Source organism: Marinomonas lutimaris (assembly GCF_019426345.1).
GTDB lineage: Bacteria > Pseudomonadota > Gammaproteobacteria > Pseudomonadales > Marinomonadaceae > Marinomonas > Marinomonas lutimaris.
Genome location: NZ_JAHLLW010000005.1, coordinates 22,049 through 38,799, shown reverse-complemented (window position 1 = coordinate 38,799; position 16,751 = coordinate 22,049). Strand labels below are relative to the sequence as shown.

The 16,751-nt window shown below is 42.6% G+C and carries 20 protein-coding genes, 5 tRNA genes and 1 pseudogene; 7 read left to right on the top strand and 19 right to left on the bottom strand.

The window, feature by feature from the left end:
• The first annotated feature begins 61 nt into the window (after positions 1 to 61).
• Together KPL72_RS07680 and KPL72_RS07675 are read left to right on the top strand one after the other, a co-directional pair.
• On the top strand, positions 62 to 262 hold the full coding sequence (locus KPL72_RS07680) for a hypothetical protein (protein ID WP_219702364.1): 201 nt from the start codon (positions 62 to 64) through the stop codon (positions 260 to 262).
• A gap of 66 nt (positions 263 to 328) precedes the next feature.
• A complete protein-coding gene (locus tag KPL72_RS07675) occupies positions 329 to 601 on the top strand; it encodes a hypothetical protein (RefSeq protein ID WP_212917506.1) in 273 nt (90 codons plus the stop codon).
• Positions 602 to 671: 70 nt separating this feature from the next.
• On the opposite strand, the pseudogene KPL72_RS07670 reads toward KPL72_RS07675, so the two are convergent.
• From KPL72_RS07670 to KPL72_RS07660, 3 genes and pseudogenes are all read right to left on the bottom strand, one after another.
• Positions 672 to 776, bottom strand: a pseudogene (locus KPL72_RS07670) (BrnA antitoxin family protein); the annotation flags it as partial.
• Between the two features lie 376 nt (positions 777 to 1,152).
• A complete protein-coding gene (locus KPL72_RS07665; RefSeq protein WP_212917504.1) occupies positions 1,153 to 1,278 on the bottom strand; it encodes a ribbon-helix-helix domain-containing protein in 126 nt (41 codons plus the stop codon).
• A gap of 152 nt (positions 1,279 to 1,430) precedes the next feature.
• A complete protein-coding gene (locus KPL72_RS07660; protein WP_219702362.1) occupies positions 1,431 to 1,805 on the bottom strand; it encodes a hypothetical protein in 375 nt (124 codons plus the stop codon).
• On the opposite strand from KPL72_RS07660, the gene KPL72_RS07655 reads away from it, so the two are divergent.
• Genes KPL72_RS07655 through KPL72_RS07645 form a run of 3 tightly spaced genes read left to right on the top strand, consistent with a single transcriptional unit; the run spans position 1,804 to position 3,110 of the window.
• Complete coding sequence (locus tag KPL72_RS07655; protein ID WP_219702361.1) at positions 1,804 to 2,103, top strand: type II toxin-antitoxin system HigB family toxin; 300 nt, start codon at positions 1,804 to 1,806, stop codon at positions 2,101 to 2,103. The genes KPL72_RS07660 and KPL72_RS07655 overlap by 2 nt on opposite strands.
• An 11-nt stretch (positions 2,104 to 2,114) precedes the next feature.
• The gene (locus KPL72_RS07650; RefSeq protein WP_219702360.1) at positions 2,115 to 2,492 is read left to right on the top strand and encodes a helix-turn-helix domain-containing protein; all 378 of its coding nucleotides are present in this window, start codon (positions 2,115 to 2,117) and stop codon (positions 2,490 to 2,492) included.
• Between the two features lie 24 nt (positions 2,493 to 2,516).
• A complete protein-coding gene (locus KPL72_RS07645; protein WP_219702359.1) occupies positions 2,517 to 3,110 on the top strand; it encodes a hypothetical protein in 594 nt (197 codons plus the stop codon).
• A 630-nt stretch (positions 3,111 to 3,740) separates the two neighbouring features.
• Here the strand turns inward: KPL72_RS07645 and KPL72_RS07640 are convergent.
• The 7 genes from KPL72_RS07640 to KPL72_RS07610 all read right to left on the bottom strand — a co-directional run bounded on the left by KPL72_RS07640 (position 3,741) and on the right by KPL72_RS07610 (position 6,247).
• On the bottom strand, positions 3,741 to 4,247 hold the full coding sequence (locus KPL72_RS07640) for a DUF4760 domain-containing protein (RefSeq protein ID WP_219702358.1): 507 nt from the start codon (positions 4,245 to 4,247) through the stop codon (positions 3,741 to 3,743).
• Positions 4,248 to 4,657: 410 nt separating this feature from the next.
• On the bottom strand, positions 4,658 to 5,341 hold the full coding sequence (locus KPL72_RS07635; RefSeq protein ID WP_219702357.1) for an ion transporter: 684 nt from the start codon (positions 5,339 to 5,341) through the stop codon (positions 4,658 to 4,660).
• Positions 5,342 to 5,531: 190 nt separating this feature from the next.
• Positions 5,532 to 5,607 (bottom strand) — tRNA-Phe (locus KPL72_RS07630).
• An 84-nt stretch (positions 5,608 to 5,691) separates the two neighbouring features.
• A tRNA-Phe gene (locus KPL72_RS07625) sits at positions 5,692 to 5,767 on the bottom strand.
• Positions 5,768 to 5,851: 84 nt separating this feature from the next.
• Positions 5,852 to 5,927, bottom strand: a tRNA-Phe gene (locus tag KPL72_RS07620).
• An 84-nt stretch (positions 5,928 to 6,011) separates the two neighbouring features.
• A tRNA-Phe gene (locus tag KPL72_RS07615) sits at positions 6,012 to 6,087 on the bottom strand.
• Positions 6,088 to 6,171: 84 nt separating this feature from the next.
• Positions 6,172 to 6,247: transfer RNA gene (locus KPL72_RS07610), tRNA-Phe, on the bottom strand.
• A gap of 119 nt (positions 6,248 to 6,366) precedes the next feature.
• Here KPL72_RS07610 and trmL point away from each other — a divergent pair.
• Both trmL and KPL72_RS07600 read left to right on the top strand, forming a co-directional pair.
• Positions 6,367 to 6,840: a tRNA (uridine(34)/cytosine(34)/5-carboxymethylaminomethyluridine(34)-2'-O)-methyltransferase TrmL gene (gene trmL, locus KPL72_RS07605; RefSeq protein WP_212917501.1), complete on the top strand. Its 474-nt coding sequence runs from the start codon at positions 6,367 to 6,369 to the stop codon at positions 6,838 to 6,840.
• Positions 6,841 to 6,854: 14 nt separating this feature from the next.
• Complete coding sequence (locus KPL72_RS07600; RefSeq protein WP_219702356.1) at positions 6,855 to 7,958, top strand: ion channel; 1,104 nt, start codon at positions 6,855 to 6,857, stop codon at positions 7,956 to 7,958.
• Positions 7,959 to 8,019: 61 nt separating this feature from the next.
• On the opposite strand, the gene KPL72_RS07595 is transcribed toward KPL72_RS07600, so the two are convergent.
• From KPL72_RS07595 to KPL72_RS07555, 9 genes are all read right to left on the bottom strand, one after another.
• A complete protein-coding gene (locus KPL72_RS07595) occupies positions 8,020 to 9,738 on the bottom strand; it encodes a potassium/proton antiporter (protein ID WP_346729505.1) in 1,719 nt (572 codons plus the stop codon).
• A 37-nt stretch (positions 9,739 to 9,775) separates the two neighbouring features.
• Positions 9,776 to 10,027 (bottom strand): YfhL family 4Fe-4S dicluster ferredoxin, encoded by a 252-nt coding sequence (locus tag KPL72_RS07590; RefSeq protein ID WP_212917499.1) that lies wholly within the window; start codon positions 10,025 to 10,027, stop codon positions 9,776 to 9,778.
• A 67-nt stretch (positions 10,028 to 10,094) separates the two neighbouring features.
• On the bottom strand, positions 10,095 to 10,580 hold the full coding sequence (gene coaD, locus KPL72_RS07585; RefSeq protein ID WP_212917498.1) for a pantetheine-phosphate adenylyltransferase: 486 nt from the start codon (positions 10,578 to 10,580) through the stop codon (positions 10,095 to 10,097).
• 166 nt (positions 10,581 to 10,746) lie between these two features.
• On the bottom strand, positions 10,747 to 11,289 hold the full coding sequence (locus KPL72_RS07580; protein ID WP_212917497.1) for a YggT family protein: 543 nt from the start codon (positions 11,287 to 11,289) through the stop codon (positions 10,747 to 10,749).
• Between the two features lie 17 nt (positions 11,290 to 11,306).
• Positions 11,307 to 12,134: a pyrroline-5-carboxylate reductase gene (proC, locus tag KPL72_RS07575; protein WP_212917496.1), complete on the bottom strand. Its 828-nt coding sequence runs from the start codon at positions 12,132 to 12,134 to the stop codon at positions 11,307 to 11,309.
• A gap of 89 nt (positions 12,135 to 12,223) precedes the next feature.
• Positions 12,224 to 12,952, bottom strand: a complete 729-nt coding sequence (locus tag KPL72_RS07570; RefSeq protein ID WP_212917495.1) for a YggS family pyridoxal phosphate-dependent enzyme — start codon at positions 12,950 to 12,952, stop codon at positions 12,224 to 12,226.
• Between the two features lie 154 nt (positions 12,953 to 13,106).
• The gene (locus KPL72_RS07565; RefSeq protein ID WP_249422147.1) at positions 13,107 to 14,168 is read right to left on the bottom strand and encodes a diguanylate cyclase domain-containing protein; all 1,062 of its coding nucleotides are present in this window, start codon (positions 14,166 to 14,168) and stop codon (positions 13,107 to 13,109) included.
• A 162-nt stretch (positions 14,169 to 14,330) separates the two neighbouring features.
• On the bottom strand, positions 14,331 to 15,608 hold the full coding sequence (locus KPL72_RS07560; RefSeq protein WP_212917494.1) for a dihydroorotase: 1,278 nt from the start codon (positions 15,606 to 15,608) through the stop codon (positions 14,331 to 14,333).
• Position 15,609: 1 nt separating this feature from the next.
• Complete coding sequence (locus KPL72_RS07555) at positions 15,610 to 16,614, bottom strand: aspartate carbamoyltransferase catalytic subunit (RefSeq protein WP_212917493.1); 1,005 nt, start codon at positions 16,612 to 16,614, stop codon at positions 15,610 to 15,612.
• Positions 16,615 to 16,751 lie beyond the last annotated feature (137 nt).

The following is a 16,751-nucleotide window of genomic DNA, read 5'->3' as shown; positions in this document are numbered from 1 at the left end:
AAAAAACAAAAACCGTTCAATATAGGGGATCAGATAAAAGGCTAAACGAGGATGGAGCCTGATGCTAAACAACAAGGTGCGTAATTTGATTAGAATGTTTTCGGATATTAAAGCGTTAAAAACGCTGTCAATAATATCCGACATCATAAATCAAAAAACAACTGTCATGAGCGAACAAATTAGCTCGTTGTTAGCATGTGTTGTTGAAAGTATGGAAGAATCTCAAGAAAGCCTAGTTGTCGCATTGCAAGAATCTACCTAAAAGGCTCCTCTTTCATGAGGGGTCTTTTTATTTGCCCTAACCTGCAACTAAGAAAAGGAAATCTATATGGAACGTATTCAAATACAACTACTCGCAGAAAAAATTCTCGGACTCACTCCAGAACAAGCAGACGCATTGGTCGATGGCGGCGAAGATTACGACACCCCACTTAAAGAACGTTTTGGTGTCGATCTAGACACGTTTGGCAAAATAGCCAACGCCCTTATCCAACTAACACCGATCATCCAAGAACCCAACACAAAAAAACTCATTCATGCTTTTATCGAATTCCAAAACGGACAAGGCAAAATACTGGTCAAAGAAGCTATTGATAAATAACCTTTCTCAAAATAAAAAGCCCTCATGAGGGCTTTAAGGTATTTTTTCATTATTGGCGAGAATCAACATACTATTTTAAGACTTCATCAATCCGCGACTGCCAACCTTTACCACCATGCCTGAAATATTCGATAGCATCTGGGCTTAAACGAATCAGAGTAGACACTTTTGGGTTATCGGCTTTCGGCCAACCTCAGCTGTGAGTCGCTACAATATCGGACAAGAGTTCACTTGTAGGCTTAGCGCGTTTGAACGTATTGGATGTCCATTCTGGATTGTCTTTGTCCTCTCATCATATCCATTTGCTCCATCAAAGATGGTTTAATCATAGCTAAAACAACGAGTTTTTAAGATTTAATATTGGTTACGTTATGTAATAAAAAGCAACTGGATAAGGGGAATGAGTGGCCTACGGACTGATGCCCTTTTTGGGCGGTACAGAGGTAAACATCAATATTGTTCAGCAAGTTTTGAATATCTGTATTTATTAGCCATTTAGCTCAGCTTTCGCTTTTGCAATAATTTATGCGTGCGTAAGCGTACTCTCGACGCTATCCTCTCCAAAGACGAAGACCTGCACGCACCGCTTCACTTGCGTTACGACAACGTCCTGTTTCTTTTAAATCCGATAGGAAAATAGTGAAATGCTCACCCAAATCAATACTGGCTGTAGCCATAATAAGACCCTCTCTTAAAGCTTAAAACCACTAATATTTAGTAGTTTTGTCAATTTTGGCTTTATTTCTGTAGACAATTGAAGTTGGTAACCTGGATTTGACCGCGTTAATTTGGACATGACCACTTCTGACGAAATAAAACGACAAATTCACTATATGTCGTTTGGGATCAATGTATTAAGAATAATAGCGGCACTGGCGATTTGAAGTGTGGTGTGACGAGATAGATTTAGATCATGGGAATGGCTTAGCTTATAAACAAAGCTAGCACCACGGGCTTTGGTGTTGATAGATTGGCAATACAGGTCTTTTACTGTCTCGCACACGACGTGATCAAGGCCTTGCTGTGGCAATGTGAACAAACGACTCGCATGGCTAACGCCCCTAAGTTTTCGATATTTTAGCAAAAGTATGTAGTTATAGTAACTTTCACTTAAAAGCGCTTTTCCCATAAAGGGAAATGATTGTATTAATGTTAATATATTTCCCATAATGGGAAAATCAAGGAAAGAAAGAAGAGCCTGCATGAGGGTATTTACCAAAAAGACTCTGCGAGAGTTTTGGAAGCAAACGGATTATCAGGACGCTGAGCAGCCTTTGAAGGCGTGGCATGACGAAGCAGATCATGCAGATTGGAAAACGCCACATGACATTAAAGCACAGTATGCAAATGCCAGCATTCTTAAAAACAACAAGGTTGTTTTTAACATCCATGGGAACAAATACCGTTTAGCGGTTGAGATTGATTATACGTATTCGCACTGTTATGTACTTTTTGTTGGTACTCATGCGCAATATGACAAAGTGGATATTGATTCACTTTAAGGAGAAATACTATGAACATTAAGCCCATTAAAAACGACGATGATTTAGCTTCTGCCGTGCTTCGTATGCGTAGCCTTCGAGGCGCAGAGCCTGGTTCACCTGAAGGTGATGAGATGGAGATTTTAGCTGCTCTTGCTCAAGCCTATGAAGAGAAACATCACACTATTGAGGCTCCTGACCCTATTGAAGCGATTAAATTCAGAATGGATCAAATGGGTCTTAAAGATGCCGATTTGACCCCTCTTGTTGGTCAACGTAGCCGCGTTACAGAAGTTCTGAAAAAACAACGAGCACTTAATTTAAGAATGATTCGAAACCTCCACAGGGAATTGAATATTCCTCTTGATGCACTTGTGAAGGATTATCCATTAGAACGAGAAGCGGTTTAGGTCTCTTTGATAAGGATAGTTTAAATGGATTTACCCTCTCCTACTTATGCGGCCACTGTAGCGAGTGGCCTTCAGGCTTCTGATATTACCGCCATTGCGAGTGTCGTTGTGGCGGTTTGTGCATTATTTATTACTCTGTGGCAAGCTTGGTCCAGTCGACAACACGCTATAACCAGTTTAAGACCTTTACTTATTGTATCTGTAGATGAAACTGAACCCTATGCACATAACAGTTGTATAACAATATACCTAGAAAATGTAGGTCTTGGACCAGCTATTATAAAGTCGTGGGATGTTTATTCAGCGGGCATTCTTGTACAAGAAGATACTGTGCAAAGAACCCATTTTAAAGACATGCCTGAACCTAGCCATTTAGCTTATGCTTTCAAAAAATTAGATATTCCCGATATTAGCGTTGTACGTAGTACAGACAAAAAAGAGGGCTTTGCACTTAAGTCAGGCTCTAAAGAGCCTATATTCGTTCTATCTTTTGCATCATCACAAACAAACAAAGCAAATGCTTATCTAGGACTCAACCACTTAAAACTCATAGTTGAATATCAGGATTTATATAAGAATACACAGCCAATTCTAGATACCTCAAAAAACAAACTTTAAACAACTATCTTTACTGCCCATCACGCCACATTGGCTCCTTAAAACTCACAGCGGTAGCCCCTAGATGCTGGTTGATCTCTAAAAACGGTTGCTGCAGGGCACCTATTTCCAGTTCGTGGTACACGCGCATTATCTTTTCTATGTCCCCAAAGCCGCATGATGCCAGATAGGCCAGACTACATACGGTGCATGGATAGGATCTCTCCCATTGTGATGTTCTTTACCCGCTCGAATTCATCTTTGGTACCTATGTCGCCTACAGGGATAATTTGCACAGGCTCTTTGCCTTGGGACTTCCCGATGTTTAAAAACAGCGATCGGAAGTTACCTGGTCCTTTTCAAGTTTAGAATCAGATCAAAAACTAAGCTATTCAGGGAAACACGTTATACATACCCTTCAAGCCCTCGTACAATCAAGTAGATGTTTAAACTTAGTTTCTTGACCTGGCTCCAAGACTTAAGGGATAACGAAATAGAAAAAGTACGAGGTGTTGTTTGAGAGATTTCAGAATACAGTTTATTGACGACGCAAAGGAAGATCATTGCGGCCATAGACGAAAACGATGGTAGCACCCTCTAACTAGCGAACATATCAAGCCGCAAAGCAAGCCTTTCTTCGATTGGCAGGCTTTATTTGATTTTTTCTTTTTTAAGTGGGTTCTTTTCAAGTTTTTTAGCTAGCCACTCAAACTCTTGATACATGGTGGGGTGTTTATTAATTTTACGCAACTCATAGATGAAAGGCTGAAACTCTTCCCAGTCACGTAAGACTGTACCACACCGCATTCTTTTAAAGAGGTTAAAATCAAACGCTTCTTCTCGTATGCCAGTCGCAACGAATTCATAGTTATTAAGGACAAAAAGAATAGCTGTCCGTTCTTCTGAACCTATATGGGATTTATCTGAATACTTGGTAATACTAATACTTTCATCACGCAGTAGCGGATTCACAATCAAGTTAGCATTTTTTAGATCTGAATCATTTTTCTGATGTAACACTAGATCAACCGTAGCACGTCTACGGTTGATTATTGTATTTCTTCGAATTGAATATAATGCCGCAATGGCTGTGGCTGCCAATATGAAGGTATCAATATCGAATTGGCTTAGGTAGGTTTGTAGTAACGTAGGTTCCATTTAACGTCCCGTAAAGGAAAGCGTTATCGGTCTTCCCATTCATCTCTGATAGACATAGTAATCCCCTTTCTTGGTTCACGTTGTTCGCGTCGGTGTTTAGGCTTTTGCTGTTAACAGCGAGGCGATTCTTGATCAACCGTTCGAGATTCGTGAATCTCGAACCCAAATATTAGTGTATGAAAAATAAAATTACAATTGTTATTAGATGAAAACATACACAGCTGACTACCTTTTGGCTACTTTTACACAGTTCTGCCATACATTGCAGATAAGTGTTAACTAGCGAACATATCCCGCTGCAGAGCCTGCCTTTCTTCGATCGGCAGGCTTTTTATTAGGGCTGGCAATTTGTAGCGTGGTGTGACGAGGTGGGTTTAAATCAGGGGAATGTGTACTAATAAATATTCTCTCTACTTATTGTCTTGCCCTCTAATTGAAGTCAAGGCTGATGAAATTATTCCGGTGGGAATAGCGATCAAGCCCAGCCCGATTATAAGCAGAACAAAAGTAAAGATACGCCCTCCAACAGTTATTGGGTAAATATCTCCGTATCCGACTGTTGTCAGTGTAATTACTGCCCACCACAGACAATCAAAAATCGATCGGAACGCATCAGGCTGAGCTTCATGCTCAAAGTAATAAATACCCAGCCCTGCAATATAGATAAGCATCATGCTTGTTAATAAAAATATTACGAGCTCCTCTTTTACTGAATACAAAGCTTTAGCAAACCTAAAAGAAGCTTCATTGTATCGAACTAGTTTAAGTATACGAGCTAAGCGAAGAAGCCTAATTATTCGAAGAGTTCTTAGATCTACAGCAAATGCAAGATAGAAAGGAAGTATCGCAATCAAATCAACCAAGCCATAGAAACTGAAAATGAATTTGAGACGCTTCTTTGTAGAAACTATTCGAGCAATATACTCAAGCGTAAAAATGATAGTGACAATTACTTCAGAGTACCGAAGAAATTTCTTTTCATTAAGGCTTAGGTTAGGGAGTGTGCCAAAGGAGAAGCAAAATAAAGAATAAAAAATAAGTAACGAGATGAACCAAGTGAATACAGGTTTATCTAAAACATTCTTCTCTTCCATGTCGTTATCTGTTCCATATCAGTAAGCGTGCCCTTGATTATGTTAGATTTTTTGCTCTTTGTCTTTTTTTAATATTCCTTATCCTGCTAATTTGTCGATTGGGCAAATTTTAAAAATGGAAGTAAGAAATAGCTTTCAGATAAAACGAGTTTGTGAAGCGCTTGAAAGAAAGTTTGGAGAACACTAGAAATGGTGCCCAGAGACGGAATCGAACCGCCGACACGAGGATTTTCAATCCTCTGCTCTACCGACTGAGCTATCTGGGCAAATAGAAAAATGACTGTGGAGATGTGCGAGCCATTTCGACCAAAAAAAAGCCTGCTATAAATAGCAGGCTTTCTTCTTAATCATGGTGCCCAGAGACGGAATCGAACCGCCGACACGAGGATTTTCAATCCTCTGCTCTACCGACTGAGCTATCTGGGCAAATAGAAAAATGACTGTGGAGATGTGCGAGCCATTTCGACCAAAAAAAAGCCTGCTATAAATAGCAGGCTTTCTTCTTAATCATGGTGCCCAGAGACGGAATCGAACCGCCGACACGAGGATTTTCAATCCTCTGCTCTACCGACTGAGCTATCTGGGCAAATAGAAAAATGACTGTGGAGATGTGCGAGCCATTTCGACCAAAAAAAAGCCTGCTATAAATAGCAGGCTTTCTTCTTAATCATGGTGCCCAGAGACGGAATCGAACCGCCGACACGAGGATTTTCAATCCTCTGCTCTACCGACTGAGCTATCTGGGCAAATAGAAAAATGACTGTGGAGATGTGCGAGCCATTTCGACCAAAAAAAAGCCTGCTATAAATAGCAGGCTTTCTTCTTAATCATGGTGCCCAGAGACGGAATCGAACCGCCGACACGAGGATTTTCAATCCTCTGCTCTACCGACTGAGCTATCTGGGCAAGTGGGGCGTATTATAGAGAAACCTTTATTTGGGTCAATAGTTTTTTTGAAAAAAAATTAAAAACTTAGTTTCTTCTGCTCGTCTGGTATTATCTTCCTATATCAAGGAGATAAACCAATGCTTCATATTGTACTTTACCAACCAGAGATTCCGCCTAACACAGGCAATGTTATTCGATTATGTGCTAATACTGGCTACCATCTTCATCTTATCGAGCCGCTTGGCTTTGAGCTTGAAGATAAGAAATTGCGTCGAGCCGGGTTAGATTATCATGAGTTCACGCGCCTAAAACGCTACCCTGACTTTCAGGCATTTGTTGATCAAAACGAGATAGGAACTATTTACGCGTTGACGACAAAAGGCAGCCATACACACAGTGAAGCACGCTTTGCTGAAAATGATGTGTTGGTTTTTGGCCCTGAGACTCGCGGATTGCCTGCGGAGTTTATCGAAGCCTTGCCACCTGCTCAGCGTTTACGTTTGCCAATGCAAGCTAACTCTCGTAGCTTGAACCTATCCAATACAGTGGCTGTGATGGTTTACGAATCTTGGCGTCAGCTGGGTTATGCCATGCCAGCCGATAGCGAATAACCAACCGAGGTACGATGAATTCTCTTTCACTGCTCTTGAAGAAAAAAAATAGCCGTCGTCAATTTAGGAAAAAAGTACATCTGCATGAATCGGGCGATTTAAAAAAGCGTCTTATATTTTTAGCCGGTGTTATTGGTCTCCACAGTTTGGCGATGGTGTTTTTTGAAGACTTAAATTGGTGGCAAGCCTTCTGGCTGACTATGACATCAGCCAGCACCACAGGTTACGGTGATATTTCAGCCGCGACTTTTTGGGGGCAGTTTTCTACCATTGTCTTAATTTATGGCATGGGTATTACTCTACTCGCACAAATCGCCAGTGACTATGTTGAAATCAGGCTAACGCGCAAAGAAATGCGTATCAAAGGCCGTATGAGATGGGACGACATGCAAAACCATATACTGATCATTAATACACCAAAGTACGATGCCGAACGCTATTTAGGCTTGCTGATTAACCAGATTAGCCAAACACCAGAGCTAGTCGACATTCCGATCCAAATATTAACGCACGCGTTTCCTGAAGGTTTGCCCCTTGATCTAAGATCACAAGGCGTGGTTCATCACACTGGCGATGCGCTGGAAGACGGTATGTTGGAGTCGGCAGGAACGCACAAGGCAAAATATATTGTTGTACTTTGCCAAGATGCTCAGGACAGCCACTCAGACAGCTTAACCTTCGACACCTTACATCGCGTTCAAGCACTGAATACATCGGCGTTCGTGATGGCTGAGGCGATTAATGACTCCAATAGACCACGATTCAAGGCTGCTGGCGCAAACGCGGTTATACGACCTGTGAGAGCCTATCCTGAGATGCTAGTGCGGTCATTGATTGCTCCAGGGACAGAGCAAGTACTGGAAGATTTATTTCGTCACCAAGGAGATCATACGATTCGACTTGATGTGGAAATAACCGGTGTGACCTGGGCAAAGATTGTCACAACCTTAATTCAAAAGGACATTGGTACTGCACTTGGCTATGTACAAACGAATGGAGATATTATCACCCATCCACAAACTCATTCGGTCATTGATGCACAAGGACTGATTGTGCTTATCAACGACGATCAAATCATCCCGTCGTTAGCAGAAATTAGCCAGCTCTTTAACGAGTAGAAACAGATCTTAACTGAGACCTTTGCACGCAGTAACGAACGCAGTCGTTTGTGCAAAGATCTCAGGCTTGTTTATCTTGCAGTTTAAGCCCAATCACTTCTACCTCATTACCATTCATCTGCCTGATTGTTAGACGAATATTACCAAAGCGCACTCGGTCACCCACAACGAGATGTTTACCAAGCTGACGCTGCAATAGTGCGGCGGCTGTATCAGCTTCATCGATACCATCAAGCGGCACACCGTACACTTTCGCAAGATCAATCAAAGACGCATCACCACGAATGGCAAATTCACCAAAGAAGTTCTGCAACAAGAAAGACGAAGACGCTTTATGAGAGAAAATCTGCGCAACATCATTTACATCACCAGGATGTAACAACATCCAAATTCTATCACCAGATTTCAGTTCCGTGTCGGCATTCACAACAATCGGTTGTTGGTCACGAACAAGCGAAACAAGCTGAGGTGTGGAAACCGTCGCACTTGGCACATTTTGCACAATAGAAGGCGGTATACGAACGCCTTCCGCTTGCACCAAAAACTCGTACAACTCTAGAGAATGATCCGAATCGCTATCATTTATCAATGAGAAACGTGTCGTTGGGGCTGGTGCAGGAGGAACGACGATCTTTAACCATCGCGCTACTTGTGGAACCGTTGATCCCTGCAGTAGCAAGGAGATAAGCACCACAGTAAAAGTAATTTCGAACAGCAGTTCAGAATTAGAAAGCCCAGCAATAACAGGATACAGCGCCAAGACAATCGGCACGGCACCACGTAAACCAACCCAGCTAATATAGAGCCGCTCGGGCCAACGAAAATCAAATGGCAATAAACAGATCATCACGGCCACAGGGCGAGCGACAAAAATCAGAAACGCAGCAATCGCCACAGCTTGCCAACCATGTGTCAAAAGACTCGATGGTGTAACCAGCAATCCCAATAACAAGAACATGCCTGCTTGTGCCAGCCAAGCCAAGCCATCCATCACTTGTGAGATAGCCTCTTGTTGTTTAATTCGGCCATTACCTACGCTCAGGCCAACTAAATACACAGCAAGAAAACCACTGCCGCCAATCATATTGACACCAGAAAATATAGCCAAACCAAATGAAATAATAAGAAGAGCGTACAGTCCTTCGATCAAAGGAACACGGCGCAGAACCATTAACAATAACTTACCACCAAGCAAACCTAGCACGCCACCTATGGCAAACTGTTGAATCATTTGCCCTAAGAAAGCCCAAATGCTCAACGCCTCCGCACTTTGCAAAAGCCCAGTCAGCATGACCACTAACAAAATGGCCATTGGATCGTTGGCACCAGATTCTATTTCTAATGTGCCGCCAACTCGCTCGTTCAGCTTAACACCACTATTGCGCAATAAGCTAAATACCGCTGCGGCATCGGTCGAACCGACGATAGCACCGAGTAGTAAACCGTAAATAAGTTGAACGTCTAAAAGCCAAGCTGCGAACGCGCCAACAGATGCTGTAGTGATCACAACACCTAAAGTAGCGAGCGATAAAGATGGCCAGAGAGCCACTCGGAAAGTGCTGATTTTGGTCTGCATACCACCATCCAAAAGGATGACAGCTAAAGCAAGATTACCAACAAAAAAGGCAAGATTTGGGTTGTCGAAATCCAGTCGGCCCAATCCCTCTTCACCTGCTAGCATCCCCATTCCAAGGAAAACAAGCAATAAAGGCAAGCCAACACGAACAGTAAAAGAACTCGCTAGAATACTGACTAATAACAGTATTCCAGCTAAAAATATAAAACCATTTGTGTCGATAGCGGCAACAACCTATTCGTTATAATTGACCTGTGAGCGTTAAATATTTTTCCATTAACTGCTCTTCTGTTTCTTTGCGATTAGGGTCCAAAGGGATGCAATCAACAGGACACACTTGCTGACATTGAGGTTCATCAAAATGCCCTACACACTCAGTACATTTTGATGGATCAATCACATAGATCTCATCACCCTGAGAAATAGCTTCGTTCGGGCATTCAGGTTCACACACATCACAGTTGATGCATTCATCGGTAATAATAAGAGACATTCTTCTCTCCTAAAACCGCTACCTTACTGACAAGGTGCTAAGCAGCGGGACTTAAAAAAAACAGAAACTAAATCGTTTTATAATGTTCTTGCAGAACACGTTTTACTTCTGGGTTAACAAACTGACCAAAATCACCATTTAAAGACGCGATTTCGCGTACCAATGTTGATGAAATATAAGAGTGCTTTTCAGAAGGCGTCAAAAAGATGCTTTCTACATCTGGCGCAATCGCACGATTCATATTGGCTAACTGGAACTCATACTCAAAGTCAGAGACAGCACGCAAGCCACGAATGACCACTTTACCGCTTACAGAACGAGTGAACTCAGTCAGTAAATTATCGAAGCCAACCACTTCTACATTAGGTAAATGACCTAATACTTTTTTTGCCAATGAAATACGCAATTCATGAGACAGTGCTGGGCGTTTTTTAGGGCTCGCAGCAACCGCTACGATCACCTTTTCAAATAGCTTTGATGCGCGTTCAACCAAATCCGTATGGCCGTTAGTAATAGGGTCAAAAGTCCCCGGATAAACCGCAATCGTACTCATAGCTTTCATCCAAAAAATTAATAGGGAGAACGAGTCAGGTAGCTAACGACTTTTGTCTGTGCTAATTCCCGTTTAGGGGTCGCATCATATAGGAATACGCCCCTGTTCTCAATTCGATGGAACGCGATGATAATTTTATCAACGCAGATCCATTCTAGTTATTTTCTTAAATACTATACGGTGCCAGCACTTGCTTCAAAAAAGAAATCGCAAGGAAGATAAAAATTGGCGATAAATCCAGTCCACCTAAGGTCGGGATTACCCTTTGGCAAGCACGGTATAAAGGCGCGGTAATTTGTCCTACCAGCATGGCTCCAGGGTGATTTGCACCTGGTGCTACCCAGCTAAGGATAACCGAAATAAGCATTGCCCAAAAATACAGATCCAACAAATGATATAAAGTACCAGCCACTGTATAGATAGCATAGCTGGTCGGTGAAATAGCTACACCTTTAATCATCACAACAAGGAAAACAGTCAAAAGTTGAACCGCAAACGCCAATATAAGAGAAGCGGTGTCTAAACGACCAATCGCCGGAATCACTTTTCGTAAAGGTAAAACAAGTGGGCTTGTCGCCTTAACAATACCTTGGCTAATAGGATTGTAAAAATCCGCACGTGTCAGCTGAAGCACTAAACGTAGTAGAACAATAAATAAATAAAGATTACAAATAACCTTTACTAGCATCACAAATGGATCTGAATACATAATGTATATGTCCTTAATTAGTCTTTCTTAACAGAAAAGTCTTCTGCCATTTCTTTAGATCGGTTAACGCAGGCCATCATTGCATCTGCGACTATTTTATCAATATCGGCGGCTTCAAAAGACAACAAAGCCTGTTCAGTTGTTCCCTTTGGAGACGTAATATTTTTACGCAGTTGAGCTATTGGCTCGTCTAACTCCATCACCATTCGAGCTGCGCCAAACATAGCATTGCTGGCTAGCTCACGACTCGTTTTTTCATCAAGCCCTTGCTCCTTGGCGTTTTTAACCATAGCTTCGATGAAGCGAAAGAAATACGCTGGTGCACTGCCAGACAACCCCGTCACCGTGTGCATGTGAACTTCATCTTCAATCCAAACAGAATTACCAACACTAGAGAATAGTTCACTGACCCAGTCTTTTTGCTCGGCAGTCGTATGATCATTGGCAATCAAACCTGTCATGCCAGCACCAATTTGTGACGGTGTATTTGGCATACTACGAACCACAGCAACCGGCTTGCCTATCCAATGAGCTAATGAATCTAATTCAATACCAGCAGCTACCGAGATAAACAATTGATCTTCACGCACATGCGATGAAAAATCTTCCACAACGGTTTGCATTTGTGCGGGTTTAACACACAACACCACGACATCCGCCTGACTTACAGCCGAGTCATTATCCGCTAACATGGCGATACCATATTGTTCGTGATAGTACTCACGTTTTTCTGGTGTTCTAGACGTACCGATAATTTTCTCAGCAGGATAGCCACTTGCCAACATGCCACTAAAAATCGATCTTGCCATGTTTCCCACGCCGATAAAGGCAATACTTGGTATCATTTTATATCCTTTCATTATTTAAGCAGACTATAGGCCATCTACTTAGTCAAAATATGTTCGAAAGCGCAAAACCTTACACGTTAACGCAATCATGCTTTAGCTGAATAATCTCGTTCGCCAAAAATCGCCGTTCCAACACGCACCATGGTACTGCCAGATTGAATCGCCGCAGGCAAATCTCCAGACATACCAATAGATAAGGTATCTATCATGCTATCGGATTTGGATAATTCAACAAAAGCCTGCGCCAATGGCTCATAAACAGCACATTGCGCGTCATGATTATCTTGCGGGGCAGGAATCGCCATCAAGCCTCTAAGACGCAAATTCGGCAGTTCAGTTATTAAAGCGACCATGTCGTTTAACTCCGACAAAGCTACTCCAGCCTTACTTTCTTCACCACTAATATTTACTTGGACACAGACATTTAACGGTGGCAAATCATTGGGACGCTGCTCACTTAGACGACGCGCTATTTTTTCACGATCAATAGAGTGCACCCAATGCATGGTTTCTGCGATCAAACGAGATTTATTAGACTGAATGGGGCCAATAAAGTGCCACTCAATATCAGGCAAATGCGATAGCGCATGAAACTTATCCACGGCTTCTTGCACATAGTTCTCACCAAAGGCTCGCTGACCAGCACTGTAAGCTGCTTCAAGTGCAGATAACGGCTTTGTTTTACTGACAGCCAACAAACGCACACTACCAGCCTTTCGCCGATACTGCTGCGTAAGTTCATCAACCTGCTGAGAAACTCGCGTTAAATTTGCTTTAATGTCTTGTGCTTCGTTACTGTCGACTTCAATCGCCATTTCGCGCATCACTCCATTGTTATCAAATAGGTAACAAGTCTACCCAATCATCGTATTTTCACTATTAACAGCACCTACGTAGCACTTAAGGAAAACACCGAAGGGCGCATCATAGCATCTTTTTTAAAAGGCAGAAAAAGCTTCCGAGGAATATCTATAGGGAATAAAAATCAGCACTAGACTCGTAGCACTCACCATGAAACTCAAGGCGGTATCCGGATATATTTTTCAGAGAGTCAGCGGCAAATGAGGCGGCTTGATAAAGCGCTTCCAGCGATGAGTGTTCGGGATAAAAAGCAATACCAATAGACAAGCCGTCTCGTATTAAACGATTGTCTGAAAACTTTGGTGAATTGAGTGACTTCAATAACTTCGCAGCAACAACTTCAGCATCTTCTAAATGCTGAATCCGAATTCCCATGACCAATTCACGTTCATCGTAATGAGCAATGAGATCATTGTCTCGCACGGTATCACTCATGACCTCAGCCAATAGCCTCAAATCAGCATCATTAACCTTTGAAGAAGAAAGCAATCTAAGAGAGAACAATGCCGCGCGCAGAAAGTGACGGCGAGAATCTTTTAAGACAATACCGAAACTGTTTTCAAAACTATAACGTCGCAATAAACCTGTCGAAGGATCTCGATGACTGTCTTCTAGCAACAAATGATCAGCTTTTTCTCGTTCAAATACGGCGCTCATCCAGGAAGCATAACTGTCTAGTGCAAGTGCCATTAACTCACCTTCAAGCCGGGTTTCTTCGCGCTGAAATGCTAGCATCAAATAAATAGAACCATTGCCATCCGATACACTTACCATAGAGACATCAGAAAATGCATGGTCATTTAAAAACGGCAACCAATGCTTCCAACTAGATGCACTTTGAATATCAATATCATGACGTTTTGGACAAGACGGACTCGCTGCAAATGTAATCAAGGCTTGAGGAACTATGCTCAGTTGACTATTTGAGTTCAGTAAATATTCATTTATGGAATCGGTATATTGCAGACGCCACTGTAAGCACTCTTTATCACAAACAATAAAAAGGCAGTATGCATTGGGTAATTGGCTTTGTATTTTATTTCTAAAGCGACTGAGAGAGGAGCTTAGCAATGATCCTTTAGAGATAGCCTGCAGCATTTGAGGCATGTCACTATACAAGCTTTTTATGAAATCTCGCTCTTTTTCAAGGTATGCAACACGAGACCGCAAGATCTGCTGCTCCTTAAGCAATGAATTTGAAGAGTCGATTGGCATAAAATACTAAAACCATAATAATACGTAATTCAAACTAGATTAACGGCCTAATATTAAAAGTAAAGAAATAGTAAGGCTAAGTGAAAGAAAAACTCTCGCTCAGCCTTACTAATTAACTTAAATAGCCTGATATACACGTTGACCAGAAATATAAGTCGACATCACACGCCCGACAAACTCATCACCAAAGTAAGGTGAGTTATGCCCTTTTGTCTTACGAGAGTCATAAGACCAAGTCCAACGAGCGGTACTATCGAACAAGATGAAGTCTGCAAAACTCCCCACAGACAAAGAGCCGGCCTCTAAACCAAAGCAAGCAGCTGGACCAGATGTTAGACACGTCAACACAGTCGAAAAGTCCAAATCACCTTCATCCATCAGCTGCATGGCCAAAGGTAATAATATCTCGACGTTCGCCATACCCGGCTCGGTTGCAGCAAATGGCGCAATTTTAGCCATTTTTTCGTGAGGCTGATGATCTGAGCAAATAGCAGCAATAACACCGGCTTTGATGCCTTCGATCAAGGTAAGACGGTCTTCATCACTGCGTAGCGGTGGCAAAACATGAAAATGGCCATCGAAACGACTCAGAACCTGATCATTCAGCAATAAGTTATGAACCGCCACATCGGCTGTGACATCTAAGCCAGAGGCTTTGGCGTCAGCGATCATTTCGACCGACTTGGCGCAAGACAAACGGGCAAAGTGCGCGCGAACACCGGTTTTTTCAACCAGCAACAAGTCTCGCATCAGCGCAATAGTTTCTGCTTCCTCAGGAATGCCTGCCAACCCATGCATGGTCGACATCAAACCTTCATGGGCACAACCACCTTCTGAAAGACTAGACTCATCTGGATGAAAGACCACCAGTAAATCATGCGTCGCTGCGTATTCAAGTGCGCGAGACAGCACTTTAGTGCTCGCCATTGGATGACGATGATTCGATAAGGCGATACATCCAGCATCCGTTAAAGCAACCATGTTACTAAGCTGCGCGCCTTCTAAACCCTGCGTCAATGCGCCAAGAGGAAATACATTAGCCATGCCTGCATCGTCCGCTTTGTCTTGAATAAGCGCAGCAACGGCAGCTGTATCAACGATCGGGCGTGTATCTGGTGGACAAACCAAGGTCGTTACACCACCGGACACAGCGGCACGACCTTCGGTAGCAATATTACCTTTTTGCGTCAGCCCAGGCTCGCGAAGAGAAACAGCAAGATCTACTAAGCCTGGCAATACCCACTGACCAGATGCATCTATAATTTCAGCCTCTTCAAAGCCTTCTGGCGCTTCACCAATCGCAACGATTTTTTGATTATCAACAAACAGATCCGTTACTGCATCAATGTCTTGACTAGGGTCGATTAGACGACCATTTTGAATACGTAATTTCATGTTATTTTTCATCCTTCGCTGCTGGCGTTTCATCACGTTGCAACTGACCGCTCATCGCCATCGACATAACCGCCATTCGCACTGCGATGCCATTGGTTACTTGGTTCAAGATGACTGAATGCTCGCCGTCTGCGACTTCTGAAGATATTTCCACACCACGGTTAATTGGACCTGGGTGCATAACAATTGCATCAGGCTTCGCCCAAGCAAGTGTCTCTTCCGTCAAACCATACAAGCGGTAGAATTCGCTTTCACTTGGTAACAAAGCGCCTTTCATGCGCTCTTTTTGCAAACGCAACATCACGATAACATCAACGTCTTTTAAACCAGCTTCTAAATCATGGCAAATGGTGGCGCCCATTTCAGCAAAGAAACTTGGCACTAAGGTTTTCGGGCCAATTAGACGAACATCACTGACACCTAATGTTGTCAGCGCTTGAAGCTGTGAACGTGCCACACGAGAGTGAAGAATATCGCCAACGATAGCGACTTTTAGACCATCAAAGCTGCCTTTGTGACGACGAATCGTCAGCATGTCTAACATGGCTTGAGTTGGGTGAGCGTGACGGCCATCACCGGCATTAATAATGGCGACGTTGGGCGTGCAGTGTTCAGCAATAAAGTGTGCAGCGCCACTGTCAGAATGGCGGACAATAAACATGTCGCTTTGCATCGCTTCCAAGTTTTTTAGGGTATCCAATAAGGATTCACCTTTCGAGGTCGCTGACGTTTCAATATTGAGGTTAATTACATCAGCCGATAAACGCTTTGCGGCTAATTCAAAGGTGGTACGAGTACGAGTGGAATTTTCAAAAAATAAGTTAACTACGGTTTTACCACGTAATAGAGGTACTTTCTTAACCGACTGCTCTCCCATTGATAGAAAAGAGTCTGCTCTATCGAGAATCTCCGTCAAAATGGTTTTACTTAACCCATCCAGCGTTAAAAAGTGCTTAAGCTGCCCGTGTTCATTTAACTGTAATGCCCGAGGCTCGGATCGCATCATGGTTTGCTTTCCTCAAACTGCAAAGACGATGGTATCGTCTTTCTCTATTTAAAATAGGAAGTTCAGATAGGAAAATGCCCGGTACAGAAAAACTGCAACCGGGCATTAATGACACTAAACGGTTGTCTCACCGTATT